This window comes from Rhodopseudomonas sp. P2A-2r, from assembly GCF_026015985.1.
Classification (GTDB): Bacteria; Pseudomonadota; Alphaproteobacteria; order Rhizobiales; family Xanthobacteraceae; genus Tardiphaga.
Window position 1 is genome coordinate 1,244,056 of the sequence record NZ_CP110389.1, and the last position, 16,280, is coordinate 1,260,335.

Consider the following 16,280-nt stretch of genomic DNA (forward strand, 5'->3'; position numbering starts at 1 on the left):
GGAAGGCCCCGGATCAGCAGCGCACCACGTCGCAAACGCGACGCGCTGCGCAGCATCCGGGGCACGAGGCTTCAATCTTCTCCCCATTAACCCGTTGCTCATCCTTTTCGCCAAAATGGGGCCCGTGGACGCAGCCGTGACAGACGGCGGCTGCTCCCTGTGTTCCAATCGTCGCGCGTAGGGCGGCGGTTCAGTGAGGCTGAAGTAATGCGTAACATCCTGGTCTTCGCCGCGATCCTGGTCGGGCTCGGCACCTTCATGGCGCAGCAGGCCGACAAGATGACGGCGACCACGCCGGCCATGGCCAAATCGCTGGCGGCAGAGCCTCCGATCGTGCAGGCCGGCATCCGCAGTCTCAGCATCCCGCGCGATCAGCGCGGCCACTTCCAGACCGAGGGCCACATCGAGGGTCAGCGCATCGGCTTCATGGTCGATACCGGCGCGTCGGTGATCGCGCTGAACGAGAAGTCCGCCGCTCGTTTTGGGCTGCGGCCGTCACGCGCCGACTACAATGCCACGGTGACCACCGCCAATGGCACCATCAAGGCTGCGCGGACCCGCCTGGCCATGGTCGACATCGGCGGCATTGTGGTGCGCGATGTCGATGCCATGGTGCTTCCCGACGAGGCGCTGTCGGAGAACCTGCTCGGCCTGTCGTTCCTCGGCAAGCTGAAGCGCTTCGAATATGCAAACGGCAGGATGGTGCTGGAACAGTAGGACCGGCGCTCAGGCGGCCGATGCGGCCGGGACCGGCAGCGCGGTCACCGACTTGATCTTCTCCATGGCGAAGCGCGACGTGACGTTCTTCAGCGCCACCGCGCTGATCAGCTTCTTGTAGAACACATCGTAGCTCTGCATGTCGGCGACCACCACGCGCAGCATGTAGTCGACGTCGCCGGCCATGCGGTAGAACTCCATCACCTCGGGCATGGCGCTGACCGCGTTGGCAAAAGTCTTCAGCCAGGCTTCGGAATGGTCGCCGCTTTCCACCGAGACGAACACCGACAGGCCGAGCCCGACCTTGTTCTGGTCGACCAGCGCCACCCGGCGCAGGATCACGCCATCGGCCTCGAGGCGCTGGATGCGCTTCCAGCATGGCGTCGACGACAACCCGACGCGATCGCCGATCTCGGCGACGGACAGCGACGCGTCCTCCTGCAGCACCATCAGGATCTTGCGGTCGATGGCATCAAGGCGACGGTTGGGTTCGGGGGCCTGGGCGGCGATATCGGTCATTTGAAGAACTTTGTTCTAATTAAAAGGTCCTAAAACCTAATATATAGAACAATATTCCAAATCAAGCCCCAGTCAACGGGCTGCCGGGCCTGCATCCGTGGAATGGCTCAAAAGCTCTTCCACTTCAGCGCGTTGCGGGCAGGCGAAGGCGCCGCCATAGCGGGTGCATTTCAGCGCCGCGGCGGCGGAAGCGAAGCGCAACGCCTCGGGGATGGACTTTCCGGCGGCGAATTCCAGTGCGAAGGCGCCGTGGAAGATGTCGCCGGCGCCCAGCGTGTCCACGGTGTGCACCGGGAAGGCAGGCGTTCGCTGCAGATCCTGCTTGTCGTCGAGCCACAGCGTGCCCTTCGGCCCAAGGGTAACGGCCAGAAAGGACGAGGTCAGCTTGGCCATCTTTCGCAGCGCCGCAGCATCCTCGGTAATTCCGGCGGTGGACTGCAGTGCTTCGTCGGAAAAGATCAGGTGCGACGACGCGCTGAGCAGGCCCTCGCTCTGCGACATGGTGCTGTCGATATCGACCACCACCGGGATGCCGCGCTTGCGCGCTTCGGCGCAGAGATGGGTGGCGAATGGCGCGCAGCGGCTTTCGATCATGATGGCGTCGCAGTCCCTGAGCAGCCCGTCGGCGTCGGGCAGCTTCACCTTCCACAATGCGGGATCGCGGAACGAGATGATGGTGCGCTCGCCGGATGGATCCATCATGATCCCTGAAATCGGCGTCACCAGGCTCGGCATGTGCACCAGTTGCGAGGTGTCGATGCCCTCTTTGGCCAGATCGTCGAACAGGTACTGGCTCGATGTCTCGCTCTTGTCGCCCATCGGGCCGGTCAGGGTCGCATGACCGCCGAGCCTGCTGATCCCGATCGCCGCGTTAAGCGCGTTGCCGCCGCAGATCTGCGCAAAGCGGTCGGCGTTGAACTTCTGTCCGCGGCCGGGCACCGCCTGCACGCCAAAGGTCAGATCGCGCACCGGCATGCCGATGCACAGGATGCGCGGCTTTCGCTTGGACTCGCTCATGGAATATCCCGTTCTGTCAGATCGTTGGTCCGGCCTGCAGCCATTGGCCGAGCAGGTGATGGGCGATGGCGAACGGATGCGGTCCGGCGAGCCCGTCCGGGTGTTTGCGCTTCAGCATCAGCATAGCCTCGTCACGGTCAAACCACCGGGCGTCTTCCAGTTCCATCAGGTCGACCGTAATCGCCTCGGAGGTGGCGCGCGCCGAGCAGCCGATCATCAGCGACGACGGATAGGGCCACGGCTGCGTCATGTAATATTTGACGTCGGTGCAATGGATGCCGGATTCCTCGAGGATCTCGCGCTTGACCGCATCCTCGATGGTCTCGGCGGCTTCGACGAAGCCGGCGAGGCACGAATACATGCCCGGCGGAAACTGCTTCTGCCGGCCCATCAGGCACTTCTCGCCGGAATGCACCAGCATGATCACCACCGGGTCGGTGCGCGGAAAATGCTCGGTGTGGCAGCTCGGGCAGGTGCGCTTCCAGCCGCCGTCGGACATCGCCGAGCGGGCGCCGCAATTGGCGCAGAAGCCATGGCGCTGATGCCAGCTCACCATGGATTTGGCCATGGCGATGGCTGATAGCTGGTCCGCCGGCACCACGCCCTGCATCGCCATGCCGCGCAACTCGCTGACCGCGACATCGCTGCGGGGCAGCAGGCCTTCCGCCGCAGCGGCCGAAATCCCCATACCGAACACCGGCGCGCCGTCGCGCAGGCCTAGAAAGATCGTGCCGGGGTTGGCGCCGAATTTCAGCGCCTCGGGAATCGTCAGCAGGGCGCGCGGGCCGGCGGCCTCCTGCTTCATCACCAGGGAATCGCGATACACGACATAGGCGCGGGCATCGCGATGATTCTCCAAGGCGAACAGCTTTTCGTCGCTCGTGCGCAGATGCGCGGCGCGGTCGAGCTGGTGCGAAACGAAGGCCGGGTTGCCCAGCGTGAATGCGTTGTTTGTCATCGGTTCAACCCAGCCAGATCTTGCGGCGCAGTTCGCTGATGAAGGACTGCACCTCGGCGGCGTCGTGGGCCAGCGGCGGCACCACGCCCCAGACCGGGCGCGGCCAGGCAGCGTCGGAGGTGCGGCGCCCGATGATATGAACGTGCAGCTGCGGCACCGCATTGCCCAGCGCGGCAATGTTGAGCTTGTCGCATTTGGTGATCTCTTTCACCGCGCGGGCCACCCGGGTGATCTCGGTCATGAGCTGGGCCTGCGCAACCTCGTCGAGGTCGATGATTTCCACGGCGTCGGCGCGGCGTGGCACCAGAAGCAGCCAGGGGTAATTGGCGTCCTTGATCACCAGAACGCGGCAGAGCGGCAGGTCGCCGATGTCGATCGTGTCTTTTTGCAATTGGGGGTGCAGCGACCAGGCAGGAGCAGTCATCTTGGTTCCATCGACCCGTTCTGCGCCGGGCTTTGCGGTCCGGCCTGCGGGTGCCGGCCGCCCCTGTCATATCAAGGCGGGATCGCGCGCGAAAGCGGCTGTTCGGACCCGCCGGGCCGCGCTTGCTTTCCGAAGCTTTTGGCCCCAAATAAGCCCCGGGAGATTGGCGGTGGACGAGCCACTCGCCAATCGGGTCAGGTCCGGAAGGAAGCAGCCCTAACGAGATCCGGATCGGGTCGCTCGTCAGTCTCCTACTTGTTTTTTCGCGCAATTCAGCGTCCCGCGCGATGGAAGACCAGCGTTTTCGGCGGAACAGGCACGCCGTTCGGCCGGAAACGCGGCTGTTGTTCCGCAAACCTGCTTCGAGAGACATCACATTGCGGATCGACCGATGACCGAGGCTGGCCTTCCCATTGCATCCGCGGCCGAGGGCTTCGATCTTGGCGGCAACAAGCTCGCAGCCGCCGCGGCCGGCACGCCCTACCGGGTGCTGGCGCGAAAATACCGCCCCAACAGTTTTGACGACCTGATCGGCCAGGAGGCCGTGGTCCGCACCGTGTCGAATGCGTTCGAGACAGGCCGGATTCCGCAGGCCTGGATTCTCACCGGCGTGCGCGGGGTCGGCAAAACCACCACGGCGCGCATTCTGGCCCGTGCCCTGAATTATGAAATGGCGGACGGCTCGATCAAGGGGCCGACCATCCACATGCCCACCCCCGGCGTGCACTGCCAGGCGATCATGGAAAGCCGGCACATGGACGTGCTGGAAATGGACGCCGCCTCCCACACCGGTGTCGACGATGTCCGCCAGATCAATGACAGCGTGCGCTATGCGCCCTCCAGCGCGCGCTACAAGGTCTACATCATCGACGAAGTCCACATGCTGTCGACCGCGGCCTTCAACGCGTTTCTGAAGACGCTGGAAGAGCCACCGGAACACGCCAAGTTCGTGTTCGCCACCACCGAAATCCGCAAGGTGCCGGTGACCGTGCTGTCGCGCTGCCAGCGCTTCGATCTGCGCCGCGTCGATGCCGACGTGCTGATGAAGCATCTGTCGAATATCGCCGGAAAAGAGAACGTCGAGGTCGAGCCGGAAGCGCTGGGCATCATCGCCCGCGCCGCCGAAGGGTCGGTGCGCGATTCGCTGTCGCTGTTCGACCAAGCCATTGCCCACGCCGCCGGCATCGTCCGCGCCGACGCGGTGCGGACGATGCTCGGCCTTGCCGACCGCACACGGGTCATCGACCTGTTCGATTCGCTGGCGCGTGGCGACATCGCCAGCGCCTTCGCCGAGTTCCGCGAACAATACGATGTCGGTGCCGATCCCATCGTGGTGCTCAGCGATCTCGCCGAATTCGTCAACTTCGTCACCCGGGTCAAGATCGTGCCGGCCACCGCTGACAATGTTGCCTTCGGCGAGACTGAGCGGCTGCGCGCCCGCGATTTCGCATCGAAACTGTCTATGCGTGTGCTGTCGCGAATGTGGCAGATGCTCCTGAAGGGGATCACCGAGGTGCAGGGGGCCACGCGCCCCGCCGCCGCCGCCGAGATGGTGCTGGTGCGGATCGCCTATGTGGCCGACCTGCCGACGCCCGACGAAGCGATTCGCATGCTCGACCAGAATGGCGGCGGTTCGTCGCCGGTGATTCCGGGCGGTGCGCCGCCGCAGGGCGGCGGATCGTCCTCAGGGGCGTCGTCCATGCAGGCGTCTTTGCCGCGCGGGCCGTCGATGCCGCGCGGCGGCGCCGAGATGCAGCCACGGCCGCAGATGATCGTATCCGATGCGGCACCGGCGCCGGTGGTGATGAAGATCGTCACCTTCCCCGAACTGGTGGCACTGGCTGCCGAAAAGCGCGACCTGATGCTCAAGGCGGCGCTCGAGGCCGACGTCCGTCTGGTCAAGATGGAAGACGGCCGGCTCGAAGTGTCGATGGAGCGCACGGCATCGCGCACCCTGATCAACGATCTCTCGCGAAAACTTGAGCAGTGGACCGGCCGACGCTGGAGCGTGATCGTCTCCAACGAACCGGGCCAGCCGACGCTTCGCTCGCAGCTCGACCAGTTGAAGAGCGAGCGCCAGCAAGCGGCGGAAGCCGATCCGCGCGTCCAGGAAGTGCTGGCGCGGTTTCCCGGCGCCAAGGTCGTCGAGGTGCGCCGGCTTGCCCCCGAACTGCCGGAATCCGATGCGACCGGTGAAGACCCCGCCGAGACGCCTGACGGCGATGACGACTAATCCATTCCAGAGGAGCAATTCATGGCTGACTTTCTCGGCATGATGAAGCAGGCGGCGCAACTGCAGTCCAAGATGAAGGCGATGCAGGACGAGCTCGAACATGTCGAGGTCGAAGGCATGTCCGGCGGCGGCCTGGTCACGGTGCGCATGACCGCGAAGATGGATGTGAAGAGCATCAAGATCGATCCCTCGCTGATGAAGCCGGACGAGCACGAGATTCTTGAGGACCTGATGGTCGCTGCGCTCGGTGACGCCAAGCGCAAGGCCGAGATCGCGATGCAGGAGAAGATGCAGGCGCTGACCGGGGGCCTCGGATTGCCGCCGGGGATGGGCCTCACCTGACATGGCGGGTGGGGTTGCCGGTCCGGAAATCGAAAAACTGATCCAGTTGCTGGCCCGGCTGCCGGGGCTTGGGCCGCGCTCGGCGCGGCGCGCGGCGCTACACCTGATCAAGAAGCGCGAGGCGCTGATGACGCCGCTGGCTGGGGCGTTGCAGGTGGCGATCGACAAGATCCAAGTGTGCAAGACCTGCGGCAACATCGATACACAAAACCCCTGCACCATCTGTACCGATCCGCGGCGCGACCCTCCATCATCGTGGTGGTGTCCGACGTATCGGATCTGTGGGCGCTGGAGCGCGCCACGGCCACCACCGGCACTTACCATGTGCTCGGCGGCACCCTGTCGCCGCTCGACGGCGTCGGGCCTGACGACCTGACCATCGACGCGCTGGTGTCGCGCGCTCATGGGAGCCAGGTCACGGAACTGATTCTGGCCCTCAATGCGACGGTGGATGGCCAGACCACGGCGCATTACATCACCGACCTCCTGCAGGAGGCCGGCGTGAAGGTGACCCGGCTGGCGCACGGCGTGCCGGTCGGCGGCGAACTCGATTATCTGGATGACGGCACCCTGACCGCAGCGATGCGGCAGCGGACGCTGTTCTGAGAACTGAAAGAAGCTTCATGACACGACCAGACTTCAAGACCCTGATGGTTGGCGCCGTTACGCTCGGCCTGTCCCTGATGTTCGCGATCGATGGCTCCATGGCGCAAACGCCGTCGACGCCGCCGGCCGCACCTGCCGCGCCGAAGATGATGAAGATCGGCGATGTGCTCAGCGGCCAACTGACGGCGATGCAGGTGCGGGCGCCGCAGGGCAAGGGCAAGCGCGTCAAGCAGTTCCAGCTGGTCAGCGAGCCGCGCCGGCTGCCGGCGCCGGCGGGACTCTGCAATCTGGAAACAGGCCCCGAGACATTTGAAATCGTGGCCGCCAATCCCGCTCAGGCCGCGCAGTTGCAAAAGCTCGTCGGCAAGGAAGTCGCGCTGAAGGTCGCCGAAGTCGCCTGCGCCGAACAGGCCGGCCAGATGAGCGAAGCGCTGGTCACCAAGTGGAGCGTGGTGAGCAAAACGAACTGACCCACGTGCCGCTGTGGTCGCCCGCGACACTCTCCGCTGTCGTCGCCCGGCCTGGCGCGCACTTGCGCGCGAGGACCGGGCGATCCAGTAAACACCGGCGGTTGCGATTTATCACAGACGCCTGCGTTTACTGGGTCCCCGCATGCGCGGGGACCACAATCGAGCTAGCTTCGTGTCGTTTCCAGCCCCTCGAAATGCCCGCGCCGCTGCAGCCAGACCAGCAGGATCAGGCTGGGGACCGCCACCACCACGCAGATCGCGAAAAACAGCGGCCAGCCGATGGTCGCAGCCACATAGCCGGCGCTGGCCGAGAGATAGGTGCGCCCGACCGCGGCCAGCGCGGTGAGCAGGGCGTATTGTGTGGCGGTGTGCAGCGGGTTCTTGCACAGTGCCGAGAGGTAGGCGACGAAGATCACGGTGCCGATGGCGCTGGTGAAATTCTCTGCGGTGATGGCGAAGGCCAGCGCCCACTGATTGACGCCGATGATGGCCAGCCAGGAGAATGACAGGTTGGCCACCGCCTGCAGCACGCCGCCGATCCACAGGCTGGTGGGCAGCGAATAGCGTCGCGCCACGAAACCGCCGGCGAAGCCGCCGAGCAAGGTGGCGGCGAGGCCCACGCCTTTGACGATGGCGGCGTAGTCGTTGCGGGTGAAGCCGAGATCGATCACGAACGGCGCGGTCATGGTGCCGGAAAATGCGTCGGTGAACTTGAACAGCACCACGAAGGCCAGCGCCGCCCAGGCATCCTTGCGCGCCAGGAATTCAGAGAGCGCGCCGATCGCCGCTTTCGTCACCCGCTGCATCGCGCTGTCGGCGCCGGTGGCCGCCTCGGCGCGGGCCGATTGCGCGGGCTCGGTGGCAGCAAGCGCGGTGACGGTGCCGATCAGCACCATGGCCGCCATGGTCACATAGCCCCACATCCACGCGGTGCCGCGCGGCAGACCGGTGCCTTCATAGGCGCTGACCATGAATAGCGCCCCGGCAGTGGAGACCAGCATGCCGATGCGATACGCCGCGACATACGACGCCATGCCGGCCGCCTGTTCTTCCTCGGGCAGGCTCTCGACGCGGAAGGCGTCGACCACGATGTCCTGGGTCGACGACATCGCCGCCACCAGCAGCGCGCCAAGCGCCACGAACAACGGCGACTTCGCGGGATCGGTGAGCGCCAGCAGCAGGATGGCCGCGATCAGAAGCAATTGCGAGAACACCAGCCAGCCGCGGCGACGGCCGAAGCGGCGGGTGAACAGCGGCACGTGCAGCGCGTCGACCAAAGGCGCCCAAAGAAATTTCAGCGTGTAGGGCGTGCCGACCAGCGCGAACAGTCCGATGGTCTTCAGGTTGACGCCGGATTCGGTCATCCACACCAGCAGCGTGGAGCCTGACAGCGCCAGCGGCAGCCCCGAGGAAAAGCCGAGCAGCAGCACGATCAGCACCCGCGGCTGCAAATACACCGCCAGCGCCTCGCGCCATGAGGCGCGCGGTTTGAGAGCGACGGACGATTCGGTCGGCTGGGGCGCGTTGGTCATGGCCCAGTGCTAGCAGATTCGGCTTCCTCTTCCTTAACCTCTCCCCGCATCTTGCGCGGGGAGAGGTCGGGGCCTGAGCGAAGCGAAGGCTCCGGGTGAGGGGCCTGGCACCGAGTCAAATCGAACGTGCAGCCCACCGGGTCTCTCGAACTGAGACGCGGACTGCAGACTTTTCGACTCGAAAAGCATCTGTTGTCGTAAGCAGCGTGCCTCGCCCCTCACCCGCCCGGCTTCGCTGCGCCGGTCGACCTCTCCCCGCGCAAGATGCGGGGAGAGGTGAGGGCCCACTATTCTCCCGCCCGTAACTCGATTGGCGACGGAAACAGATCCGGCTTCAGCGATGGTGCCGGTTTCACCAGCGGCGTCGCCTCCGTCGCCGGTTCGCTCTTGCTGAAGTCCAGCTCCTCGATGCGGCCGGCGCGCTTCTCGATCTTGTCGGCGGAAATCAGGATCTGGCGGACATCCTCATTGGCCTGGCTGAAATGGGTCTGCAGTTTCAGCACGCGGTCGCGCAGCCGGCCGAGGTCGTCGCCGAGATTCATCACCTCGGTGCGGATCTGGTCGGCGGCGTCGCGCATGCGCGCGTCCTTGAGGATCTGCTGCATCACCTGGATCGCCAGCATCAAGAGCGATGGCGATACCAGCACCACGCGGGCGCGGTAGGCTTTCTGGATGATGTCGTCGAAACCGTCGTGGATTTCCGCATAGACCGACTCCGACGGTACGAACATCAGCGCGGTGTCCTGCGTTTCGCCGGCGATCAGGTATTTTTCGGCGATGTCGCTGACATGCTTCATCACGTCGGCGCGCAGCCTTTGCGCCGCGTATTTCTTCTCGTCATCGGTGCGCGCGTCGTGCAGCGCCGTCACCGCCTCCAGCGGAAACTTTGCGTCGATGCACAGCGGGCGCCGATCGGGCAGGAAGATCACGCAGTCCGGCCGCTTGCCGGACGACAGCGTGTGCTGGAATGCGTAGGCACCGGCCGGCATGCCGTCCTGGACGATGGATTCCATCCGTGCCTGGCCGAACGCGCCGCGCGACTGCTTGTTGGCCAGCACGTCGCGCAGGGTGGTGACCTGGGTGGTGAGGTCGGTGAGGTTCTTGTGGGCGCTGTCGATGATGCCGAGCCGCTCATGCAGCACGCGAAGGCTGTCCATGGTGTTGCGGGTGCTCTGTTCCATGCTTTGCCCGACCCGATGGGTCACCGAATCCAGCCGCTCGCTGACGGCGCGACCCATTTCGGCCTGGCGGCTGGCGAGCGCCTGGCCCATGGCGTCGACCCGGCCGGTGGCCTCGGATTGCGCCCGCAGCATCTCGCTGAGACGCTCCTCCAACTCGTCAGCGCGGATTGCCTGCGCAATGGCCAGCGCCGCCCCGCGGCTGCCGGAGCGCGCAATGACGATGGCGATGACCAGCAACAGGGCGAGCGCCATGGCGGCGAAGCCGACCAGCGCTTCGCCGACGGAGATCGGGGTGTCGCCGAGCATGACAAGAATGTCGTTCATGCCGCCATCGTAGCAGATTCGGATGATGGCGCGAACGAAGCGAGAACATTTATGGTTAACATCGAGCTAATTTTCTTGGTTAACAAAAACCTAACCGGCATGGTTAACGTTCTCCTAACGAGCGTGGTCAACAGTCCGTAAATTCAGGTCGCCGGCTGACCTGAGCGGACCGGCGCGATGCCTCCCATGGGTGCATTGACCGCGTCCGCCGCCCGCATTAAATCGCCCCCATGGCCCTTCGTGAAATCATCATCCTGCCGGACAAACAGTTGCGGCTTGTCTCCAAACCTGTCGAACAGGTCACGGCCGAGGTGCGCAAGCTCGCCGATGACATGTTCGAGACCATGTATGAGGCGCCCGGCATCGGGCTCGCCGCGATCCAGATCGCCGTGCCGCTGCGGCTGATCACCATGGACCTCGCCAAGAAGGACGATGAAGGCGGCCCCAAGCCGCGGGTCTTCATCAATCCGGAGATCGTGTCATCCTCGGAAGAATTCTCGGTCTACGAGGAAGGCTGCCTGTCGATCCCGGAATATTACGAGGAGGTCGAGCGCCCAGCCCAAGTCCGCATCCGCTTCATGGACATTGACGGCAAGGTGCAGGAAGAGGACGCCGAAGGCCTGTTCGCCACCTGCATCCAGCACGAGATCGACCATCTCAACGGCGTGCTGTTCGTCGATTACCTCTCCAAGCTGAAGCGCGATCGCGTACTGAAGAAATTCACCAAACTGGCGAAGCGGGCGGATTAGTCTCCTCCCGGTCTCCCACAGATCGGCTCGCAACATGCCCCTTCGTCTGATCTTCATGGGCACGCCGGACTTCGCGGTACCGACGCTGCTTGAACTGGTGGCCCACGGCCATGAGGTCGTGGCGGTCTACACGCGCGCGGCCAAGCCCTCCGGCCGCGGCATGAAGCTGCAGCCGACACCGGTGGAACGCGAGGCGACGCGGCTCGGCATTCCCGTGCTGACACCTACCACGCTGAAGACGCCGGAGGCCGAGGCGACGTTTCGCGCGCACGAAGCCGATGCCGCCGTGGTCGTCGCCTATGGCATGATCCTGCCGCAGAACATTCTCGATGTGCCCGAGCTTGGCTGTTTCAACCTGCACGGCTCGCTGTTGCCGCGCTGGCGTGGTGCGGCGCCGATCAACCGCGCGGTCATGGAAGGAGATGCCGAGAGCGGCGTGATGGTGATGAAGATGGATGTCGGCCTCGACACCGGCGACGTCGCCATGGCCGAGCGCATCGCGATCACCGATGCGATGACCGCGCAGGATCTGCACGATGCGCTGGCGCCGCTCGGCGCCGACCTGATGGTGCGGGCGATGGGCGCGCTGGAGCGCGGCCGGCTGACGTTCAGCAAGCAGAGCGAGGTGGGCGTCACCTACGCCGCCAAGATCGACAAGGCCGAGGCGAAGATCGACTGGTCGAAGCCGGCGCGTGCGGTGCTGCGGCATATCCACGGCCTGTCGCCGTTTCCCGGCGCCTGGTGCGAGGTGCCGCTCGACGGCGAGGCGGTGCGCGTCAAGATCCTGCGCTGCGCGCTGGCCAACGGCGCAGGTGCGCCGGGCGATCTGCTCGACGATCAACTCACCATTGCCTGTGGCGAGGGCGCGATCCGCATCGTCGAGCTGCAGCGCGCCGGCAAGGCGCCGATGAAGGCGGTCGATTTTCTGCGCGGCACGCCGCTCAAGCCGCCTCTACGGTTAGGCTGATGCCACGCTACAGGCTCCTTATCGAATATGACGGCGCGCCGTATTCCGGCTGGCAGGTGCAGGACAATGCGCCTTCGGTGCAGGCCGCGCTGGAAGATGCCGTGAAGGCGATCTGCGGCGAGTCCGTCCGCGTGCACGGCGCCGGCCGCACCGATGCCGGCGTTCATGCGCTGGGTCAGGTCGCGCATTGCGACATCGAACGGCCATTCGTCCCCGGCCGGCTGCGCGATGGCCTCAATGCGCATCTGCGACCGCATCCGATCGGCATCCTGTCCGCGGAGGTTGTCGCGGACGATTTCGAGGCGCGGTTCTCCGCTACGCGGCGGCACTACATCTACAAAATCGTCAACCGGCGGGCGAACCTGGCCATCGACATCGGTCACGTGTGGCGCGTGCCGCGACCGCTCGACAGCGACGCCATGCACGCGGCGGCGCAGCGGCTGCTCGGCAAGCACGATTTCACCACCTTTCGCGACACCGAATGCCAGGCGAAATCGCCGCTGCGCACGCTGGACCAGCTCGACGTGGTCCGCGACGGCGAGGCCGTCAACATCGTCACCTCGGCGCGCGCCTTCCTGCACAGCCAGGTGCGGTCCATGGTGGGGTCACTGGTGTGGGTCGGCCACGGCCGCTGGAGCGCCGACGATCTCGCCGCGGCATTGGCGGCGAAGACTCGCAGCGCCTGCGGTCCGGTGGCGCCACCTGACGGGCTGTATCTGGTGAAGGTGGATTACTGAGGCTCACACGAGCTGTCGTTGCCCGGCCGGCGCGCACTTGCGCATCAGGACCGGGCGATCCAGTACACGCAGGTGTGCGTGTTGAACATCAGCAGCTGCGTCTACTGGGTCACCCGCTTTCGCGGGTGACGACAGAACTGAGCGCAAGCGACGGCCTTCTCGCTTACAGCAGATGTTTCACTGCATCCCAGAACAGCTGCTGGCCGTCCGCGACATTCGCGGTCCAGTGCTCGTGCGCGAAATCATTTGCGTCGTCGGTGATGAACTTGAAAGCGCGCCAGGGAATGTTCTGGTGCCGGCACACCGAAGCCAGCGCGAACAGTTCCATGTCGACGATGTCGACGCCGTTGGCGGTTAACCATGGATCGGATGAGGTGACAAAACTATCGCCGGTGCCGCAGATGACCTCGCCGTGGCCGGACGACAGCCGGTCCAGCTCCGGCGCATAGGGGGTCGTGCCACGCGGCGCCAGCGGCTCGGCGATCATGTCGCGCTGCACGACATGGGCGACCTCCACCAGACCGCGCAACGATTCCTGATCTTGCCGGCGGTGCCGTAGTTGATCACCAGCGCCGGTTTCTTCGCTTGCACGGCGAGCAGGGTTGCGATCGTGGTGTTGATCTTGCCGACTCCGGTGAACACGATTTCGACCCCGGCAGGGGCGCGAGCGGTGTCGAGTTCGGCGTCGAGCGCGGTCAGAACAAGAATTTTCGTGGTCATGTGAAATAGCGGTCCAGTACGCTGCGATAGATCTTTGTGAGCTTTTCCAGATCGGCGACCGGCGTGCGTTCGTCGATCTGGTGCATGGTCTGGCCGACGAGGCCGAATTCGATCACCGGGCAATAGCGCGTGATGAAACGCGCGTCCGAGGTGCCGCCGCCGGTGTTGAGATCGGGCCTACGGCCGGTGACTTCTTCGATCGCTGCCGACACCAGATCGGTGAAAGCGCCGGGCTTGGTCACGAAGGAATCGGCATTGCACGGTTCCCAGACGATATACGCCTTGATCCGGTTGCCGGCCGCGGCGGCCAGGCGCTTGTCGATCAGTTCGCGCAGGCTCTCTTGCGTGTGCTGGTCGTTGAAGCGGATGTTGAAGCGGGCGCGCGCCTGCGCCGGGATCACATTACTCGCGGTGTTGCCGACGTCGACGGTGGTGAACTCAAGATTGGACGGCTGGAATTGATCGTTGCCGTTATCGAGCGGCTCGTTGCTCAGCGCCACGATCAAGGCAGCGATGTCGGGCACCGGATTGGAGGCGCGGTGGGGGTAGGCGACGTGGCCCTGCACGCCATCGACGATCAGCGTGCCGGACTGCGAGCCGCGGCGGCCGATCTTGATGGTGTCACCGATCGCCTCGACATTGCTGGGTTCGCCGACGATGCAGTGATCGAATTTCTCGCCACGCGCCGCCGCCCATTTCAGCAGCTTGACGGTGCCGTTGACGGCAATGCCTTCCTCGTCGCCAGTGATCAGGAAGGAGATCGAACCTTTCGGCTGGCCGCCGTTGGCCGCGAGATAGTCCAGCACGGCGGCGACGCTCGCCGCGATGCCGCCCTTCATGTCCACGGCGCCGCGGCCGTAGAGCAGGCCATCCTTCAAGTCGCCGGAGAAGGCGCCATGGCTCCAGGCGGACTCGTCGCCGGCCGGCACGACGTCGGTATGGCCTGCGAAACTGATATGCGGAGCAGCGCTGCCGATGCGGGCATAGAGATTGTCGATGTCGGGGCTGCCTTCCTCGGAGAAGGTGGCGCGGTGCAAGGCGAAGCCGGCATCGCCCAGCAGTCGCTCCAGCACGCCCAGCGCGCCGGCATCCGCGGGTGTTACGGAGGGGCAGCGCAGCAGGTCCTGCGCGATGGTGAGGGCGTCAGTCATGCCCTCGCATAACATGGCCTCCCGGCGATGGGCCAGCGCTGTGCGAGACAAATTCCAGTTCGCCCTGCTGGTCCCAGCCGGGTCGTGTATCGGGCAGGGCCAGCGGGTCCGCGCCGAACCTGTTAGGTCCGCGGGTGCCTTGGAGGAAAAGCGTCTCGACGCAGCCCCAAACGGAAAGGGCCATGGCGATCAGCCCGATGGCGAGTGTTGCGTACGAGAAGTCCAGTCGCGCTGCAAAATTGTTCAACGCCACCGGGGCTACGTAGAAATGGAAAATCCACCAGCCGCTTTTGTTGCGGTCATGCAGCCGCCTGATCGTTGCAGCGGCGAATACCCATACAGCGGCGAGACCGACCGGTGCGGCGATCGCATACAGCAGCCGCGAGACCACGGGACCTGCGCCGATAAAACTATCGCCGAATCCGAACGACAGCGGATTACGGAACAGGTCCGCCATGTCGAAGCTGATCCCATCGCCGCGATGCATGCCGCCGACGGCAGCCGACAATAATAACATCAGCAGCAGCGGCGCGAAAGAACTGGTCAGCCCGACCAGCCAGTAGTGCAGGCGGTTGCTGCGCCCTTCAGGACTGAACAGTTTTCGCGTGGTGCCCATCGCCCAACCTCCGGACGGCAAAATTGCACGCCGTCCGCAAGTTGGTCGGATTGGGGAGTATTCGGTTCGATCAGTCGCGCAGCAGTTCGTTGATGCTGGTCTTGGAACGGGTGCGCTCGTCGACGCGCTTGACGATCACGGCGCAGGCGGTCGAAGGGCCGATCTCGCCGTTCTGCATCGGCTTGCCCGGCAGGTTGCCGGGCACCAGCACGGAATATTCCGGCACCTCGCCGATGAACACTTCGCCGGTGGCGCGATCGACGATCTTGGTCGAGGCGCCCAGGAACACGCCCATCGCCAGCACCGCACCCTTGCGAACGATCACGCCTTCGGCGACTTCGGAGCGCGCGCCGATGAAGCAGTCGTCCTCGATGATCACCGGGCCGGCCTGCAGCGGCTCCAGCACGCCGCCAATGCCGACGCCGCCGGAGATGTGCACGCGCTTGCCGATCTGGGCGCAGGAGCCGACGGTCGACCAGGTGTCGATCATGGTGCTCTCGTCGACATAGGCGCCGAGATTGACGAAGGACGGCATCAGCACGACGTTCTTGGCGATAAAGGCTGAGCGGCGCACGATGGCGCCCGGCACGGCGCGGAAGGCGGCGGCGCGGAATGCATTGTCGCCCCAGCCTTCGAACTTGGACGGCACCTTGTCCCACCACGACGATCCGCCGGGACCGCCCGGGATGGCGCTCATGTCGTTGAGGCGGAACGACAGCAGCACGGCCTTCTTTAGCCACTGGTTGACCTTCCAGACGCCGTCGGCCTGCCGTTCGGCGACGCGGGCCTCGCCCTTGTCCAGCAGGTCGAGCGCGTAATCGACACCCTCGCGGACCTCGCCCTTGGTGGCGGCGTTGACGCTGTCGCGCGCCTCAAAAGCAGTGTTGATGATGGATTCAAGGGCGGACAGCGACATCGGTATTTCCTCAGGGATATTGGGCCGGCAGGCGAATTGGATGGCTTTTGTCGGGATTTGGGGAGGGAGAGTCAAGGTGGCGTTCTTCCCCTCTCCCCCAG

Annotated in this window: 16 protein-coding genes, 1 other RNA gene and 2 pseudogenes; 9 read left to right on the forward strand and 10 right to left on the reverse strand. The window is 64.9% G+C overall.

Features of this window, described 5'->3' with window-relative positions:
* Positions 1–207 precede the first annotated feature (207 nt).
* Positions 208–717: a TIGR02281 family clan AA aspartic protease gene (locus ONR75_RS05870; RefSeq protein ID WP_265081790.1), complete on the forward strand. Its 510-nt coding sequence runs from the start codon at positions 208–210 to the stop codon at positions 715–717.
* A 9-nt stretch (positions 718–726) separates the two neighbouring features.
* Here the strand turns inward: ONR75_RS05870 and ONR75_RS05875 are convergent, their stop codons facing one another.
* From ONR75_RS05875 to ONR75_RS05890, 4 genes are all read right to left on the reverse strand, one after another.
* A complete protein-coding gene (locus ONR75_RS05875) occupies positions 727–1,236 on the reverse strand; it encodes an Lrp/AsnC family transcriptional regulator (protein ID WP_265081791.1) in 510 nt (169 codons plus the stop codon).
* A 72-nt stretch (positions 1,237–1,308) separates the two neighbouring features.
* The gene (locus tag ONR75_RS05880; protein ID WP_265081792.1) at positions 1,309–2,253 is read right to left on the reverse strand and encodes a sugar kinase; all 945 of its coding nucleotides are present in this window, start codon (positions 2,251–2,253) and stop codon (positions 1,309–1,311) included.
* Positions 2,254–2,269: 16 nt separating this feature from the next.
* Positions 2,270–3,211: an NAD(+) diphosphatase gene (gene nudC, locus ONR75_RS05885; RefSeq protein WP_265081793.1), complete on the reverse strand. Its 942-nt coding sequence runs from the start codon at positions 3,209–3,211 to the stop codon at positions 2,270–2,272.
* 4 nt (positions 3,212–3,215) lie between these two features.
* Entirely contained in the window at positions 3,216–3,635 is a 420-nt protein-coding gene (locus tag ONR75_RS05890) for an HIT domain-containing protein (protein ID WP_265081794.1), read from the reverse strand.
* A gap of 158 nt (positions 3,636–3,793) precedes the next feature.
* Here ONR75_RS05890 and ffs point away from each other — a divergent pair.
* From ffs to ONR75_RS05915, 5 genes and pseudogenes are all read left to right on the forward strand, one after another.
* Positions 3,794–3,890, forward strand: an RNA gene (ffs, locus tag ONR75_RS05895) — signal recognition particle sRNA small type.
* A 136-nt stretch (positions 3,891–4,026) separates the two neighbouring features.
* Positions 4,027–5,868, forward strand: coding sequence for a DNA polymerase III subunit gamma/tau (locus ONR75_RS05900; RefSeq protein WP_265081795.1), 1,842 nt, complete (start codon positions 4,027–4,029; stop codon positions 5,866–5,868).
* Between the two features lie 21 nt (positions 5,869–5,889).
* Positions 5,890–6,210 carry a YbaB/EbfC family nucleoid-associated protein gene (locus ONR75_RS05905; RefSeq protein WP_265081796.1) on the forward strand — a complete coding sequence of 107 codons (321 nt, stop codon included), beginning with the start codon at positions 5,890–5,892 and terminating at the stop codon, positions 6,208–6,210.
* A gap of 1 nt (position 6,211) precedes the next feature.
* Positions 6,212–6,816: pseudogene (gene recR, locus ONR75_RS05910) on the forward strand (recombination mediator RecR).
* Between the two features lie 17 nt (positions 6,817–6,833).
* Positions 6,834–7,286 carry a hypothetical protein gene (locus ONR75_RS05915; RefSeq protein ID WP_413776441.1) on the forward strand — a complete coding sequence of 151 codons (453 nt, stop codon included), beginning with the start codon at positions 6,834–6,836 and terminating at the stop codon, positions 7,284–7,286.
* 164 nt (positions 7,287–7,450) lie between these two features.
* Here ONR75_RS05915 and ONR75_RS05920 read toward each other — a convergent pair whose 3' ends face one another.
* Positions 7,451–8,818, reverse strand: a complete 1,368-nt coding sequence (locus tag ONR75_RS05920) for an AmpG family muropeptide MFS transporter (protein WP_265081797.1) — start codon at positions 8,816–8,818, stop codon at positions 7,451–7,453.
* A gap of 287 nt (positions 8,819–9,105) precedes the next feature.
* Positions 9,106–10,323, reverse strand: a complete 1,218-nt coding sequence (locus ONR75_RS05925; RefSeq protein WP_265081798.1) for a DNA recombination protein RmuC — start codon at positions 10,321–10,323, stop codon at positions 9,106–9,108.
* A gap of 230 nt (positions 10,324–10,553) precedes the next feature.
* Between ONR75_RS05925 and def the strand changes: the two genes are divergently transcribed.
* Genes def through truA form a run of 3 tightly spaced genes read left to right on the forward strand, consistent with a single transcriptional unit; the run spans position 10,554 to position 12,776 of the window.
* Positions 10,554–11,072, forward strand: coding sequence for a peptide deformylase (gene def, locus ONR75_RS05930; protein WP_265081799.1), 519 nt, complete (start codon positions 10,554–10,556; stop codon positions 11,070–11,072).
* Between the two features lie 34 nt (positions 11,073–11,106).
* Positions 11,107–12,039 carry a methionyl-tRNA formyltransferase gene (fmt, locus tag ONR75_RS05935; protein WP_265081800.1) on the forward strand — a complete coding sequence of 311 codons (933 nt, stop codon included), beginning with the start codon at positions 11,107–11,109 and terminating at the stop codon, positions 12,037–12,039.
* A complete protein-coding gene (gene truA, locus ONR75_RS05940; protein ID WP_265081801.1) occupies positions 12,039–12,776 on the forward strand; it encodes a tRNA pseudouridine(38-40) synthase TruA in 738 nt (245 codons plus the stop codon). The genes fmt and truA overlap by 1 nt, the downstream gene beginning before the upstream one ends.
* Positions 12,777–12,939: 163 nt before the next feature.
* On the opposite strand, the pseudogene ONR75_RS05945 reads toward truA, so the two are convergent.
* From ONR75_RS05945 to dapD, 4 genes and pseudogenes are all read right to left on the reverse strand, one after another.
* Positions 12,940–13,496 (reverse strand): annotated as a pseudogene (locus ONR75_RS05945) (5'-methylthioadenosine nucleosidase).
* Positions 13,493–14,647 carry a succinyl-diaminopimelate desuccinylase gene (gene dapE / locus ONR75_RS05950; RefSeq protein ID WP_265081802.1) on the reverse strand — a complete coding sequence of 385 codons (1,155 nt, stop codon included), beginning with the start codon at positions 14,645–14,647 and terminating at the stop codon, positions 13,493–13,495. Before dapE ends, ONR75_RS05945 begins: the two are co-directional and overlap by 4 nt.
* Positions 14,640–15,263 (reverse strand): DUF805 domain-containing protein, encoded by a 624-nt coding sequence (locus tag ONR75_RS05955; protein WP_265081803.1) that lies wholly within the window; start codon positions 15,261–15,263, stop codon positions 14,640–14,642. Before ONR75_RS05955 ends, dapE begins: the two co-directional genes overlap by 8 nt.
* A gap of 70 nt (positions 15,264–15,333) precedes the next feature.
* Positions 15,334–16,179 (reverse strand): 2,3,4,5-tetrahydropyridine-2,6-dicarboxylate N-succinyltransferase, encoded by an 846-nt coding sequence (dapD, locus tag ONR75_RS05960; protein WP_265081804.1) that lies wholly within the window; start codon positions 16,177–16,179, stop codon positions 15,334–15,336.
* Between the last annotated feature and the right edge of the window lie 101 nt (positions 16,180–16,280).

Bases quoted from the DNA above. Each gene is read 5' to 3' on its own strand.
- truA (WP_265081801.1), top strand. From the start codon at position 12,039: ATGCCACGCTACAGGCTCCTTATCGAATATGACGGCGCGCCGTATTCC.
- ONR75_RS05890 (WP_265081794.1), bottom strand. From the start codon at position 3,635: ATGACTGCTCCTGCCTGGTCGCTGCACCCCCAATTGCAAAAAGACACG.
- ONR75_RS05955 (WP_265081803.1), bottom strand. From the start codon at position 15,263: ATGGGCACCACGCGAAAACTGTTCAGTCCTGAAGGGCGCAGCAACCGC.
- ONR75_RS05925 (WP_265081798.1), bottom strand. From the start codon at position 10,323: ATGAACGACATTCTTGTCATGCTCGGCGACACCCCGATCTCCGTCGGC.
- dapE (WP_265081802.1), bottom strand. From the start codon at position 14,647: ATGACTGACGCCCTCACCATCGCGCAGGACCTGCTGCGCTGCCCCTCC.
- nudC (WP_265081793.1), bottom strand. From the start codon at position 3,211: ATGACAAACAACGCATTCACGCTGGGCAACCCGGCCTTCGTTTCGCAC.
- ONR75_RS05880 (WP_265081792.1), bottom strand. From the start codon at position 2,253: ATGAGCGAGTCCAAGCGAAAGCCGCGCATCCTGTGCATCGGCATGCCG.
- ONR75_RS05875 (WP_265081791.1), bottom strand. From the start codon at position 1,236: ATGACCGATATCGCCGCCCAGGCCCCCGAACCCAACCGTCGCCTTGAT.
- ONR75_RS05870 (WP_265081790.1), top strand. From the start codon at position 208: ATGCGTAACATCCTGGTCTTCGCCGCGATCCTGGTCGGGCTCGGCACC.
- def (WP_265081799.1), top strand. From the start codon at position 10,554: ATGGCCCTTCGTGAAATCATCATCCTGCCGGACAAACAGTTGCGGCTT.
- dapD (WP_265081804.1), bottom strand. From the start codon at position 16,179: ATGTCGCTGTCCGCCCTTGAATCCATCATCAACACTGCTTTTGAGGCG.
- ONR75_RS05920 (WP_265081797.1), bottom strand. From the start codon at position 8,818: ATGACCAACGCGCCCCAGCCGACCGAATCGTCCGTCGCTCTCAAACCG.
- ONR75_RS05905 (WP_265081796.1), top strand. From the start codon at position 5,890: ATGGCTGACTTTCTCGGCATGATGAAGCAGGCGGCGCAACTGCAGTCC.
- fmt (WP_265081800.1), top strand. From the start codon at position 11,107: ATGCCCCTTCGTCTGATCTTCATGGGCACGCCGGACTTCGCGGTACCG.
- ONR75_RS05915 (WP_413776441.1), top strand. From the start codon at position 6,834: ATGACACGACCAGACTTCAAGACCCTGATGGTTGGCGCCGTTACGCTC.
- ONR75_RS05900 (WP_265081795.1), top strand. From the start codon at position 4,027: ATGACCGAGGCTGGCCTTCCCATTGCATCCGCGGCCGAGGGCTTCGAT.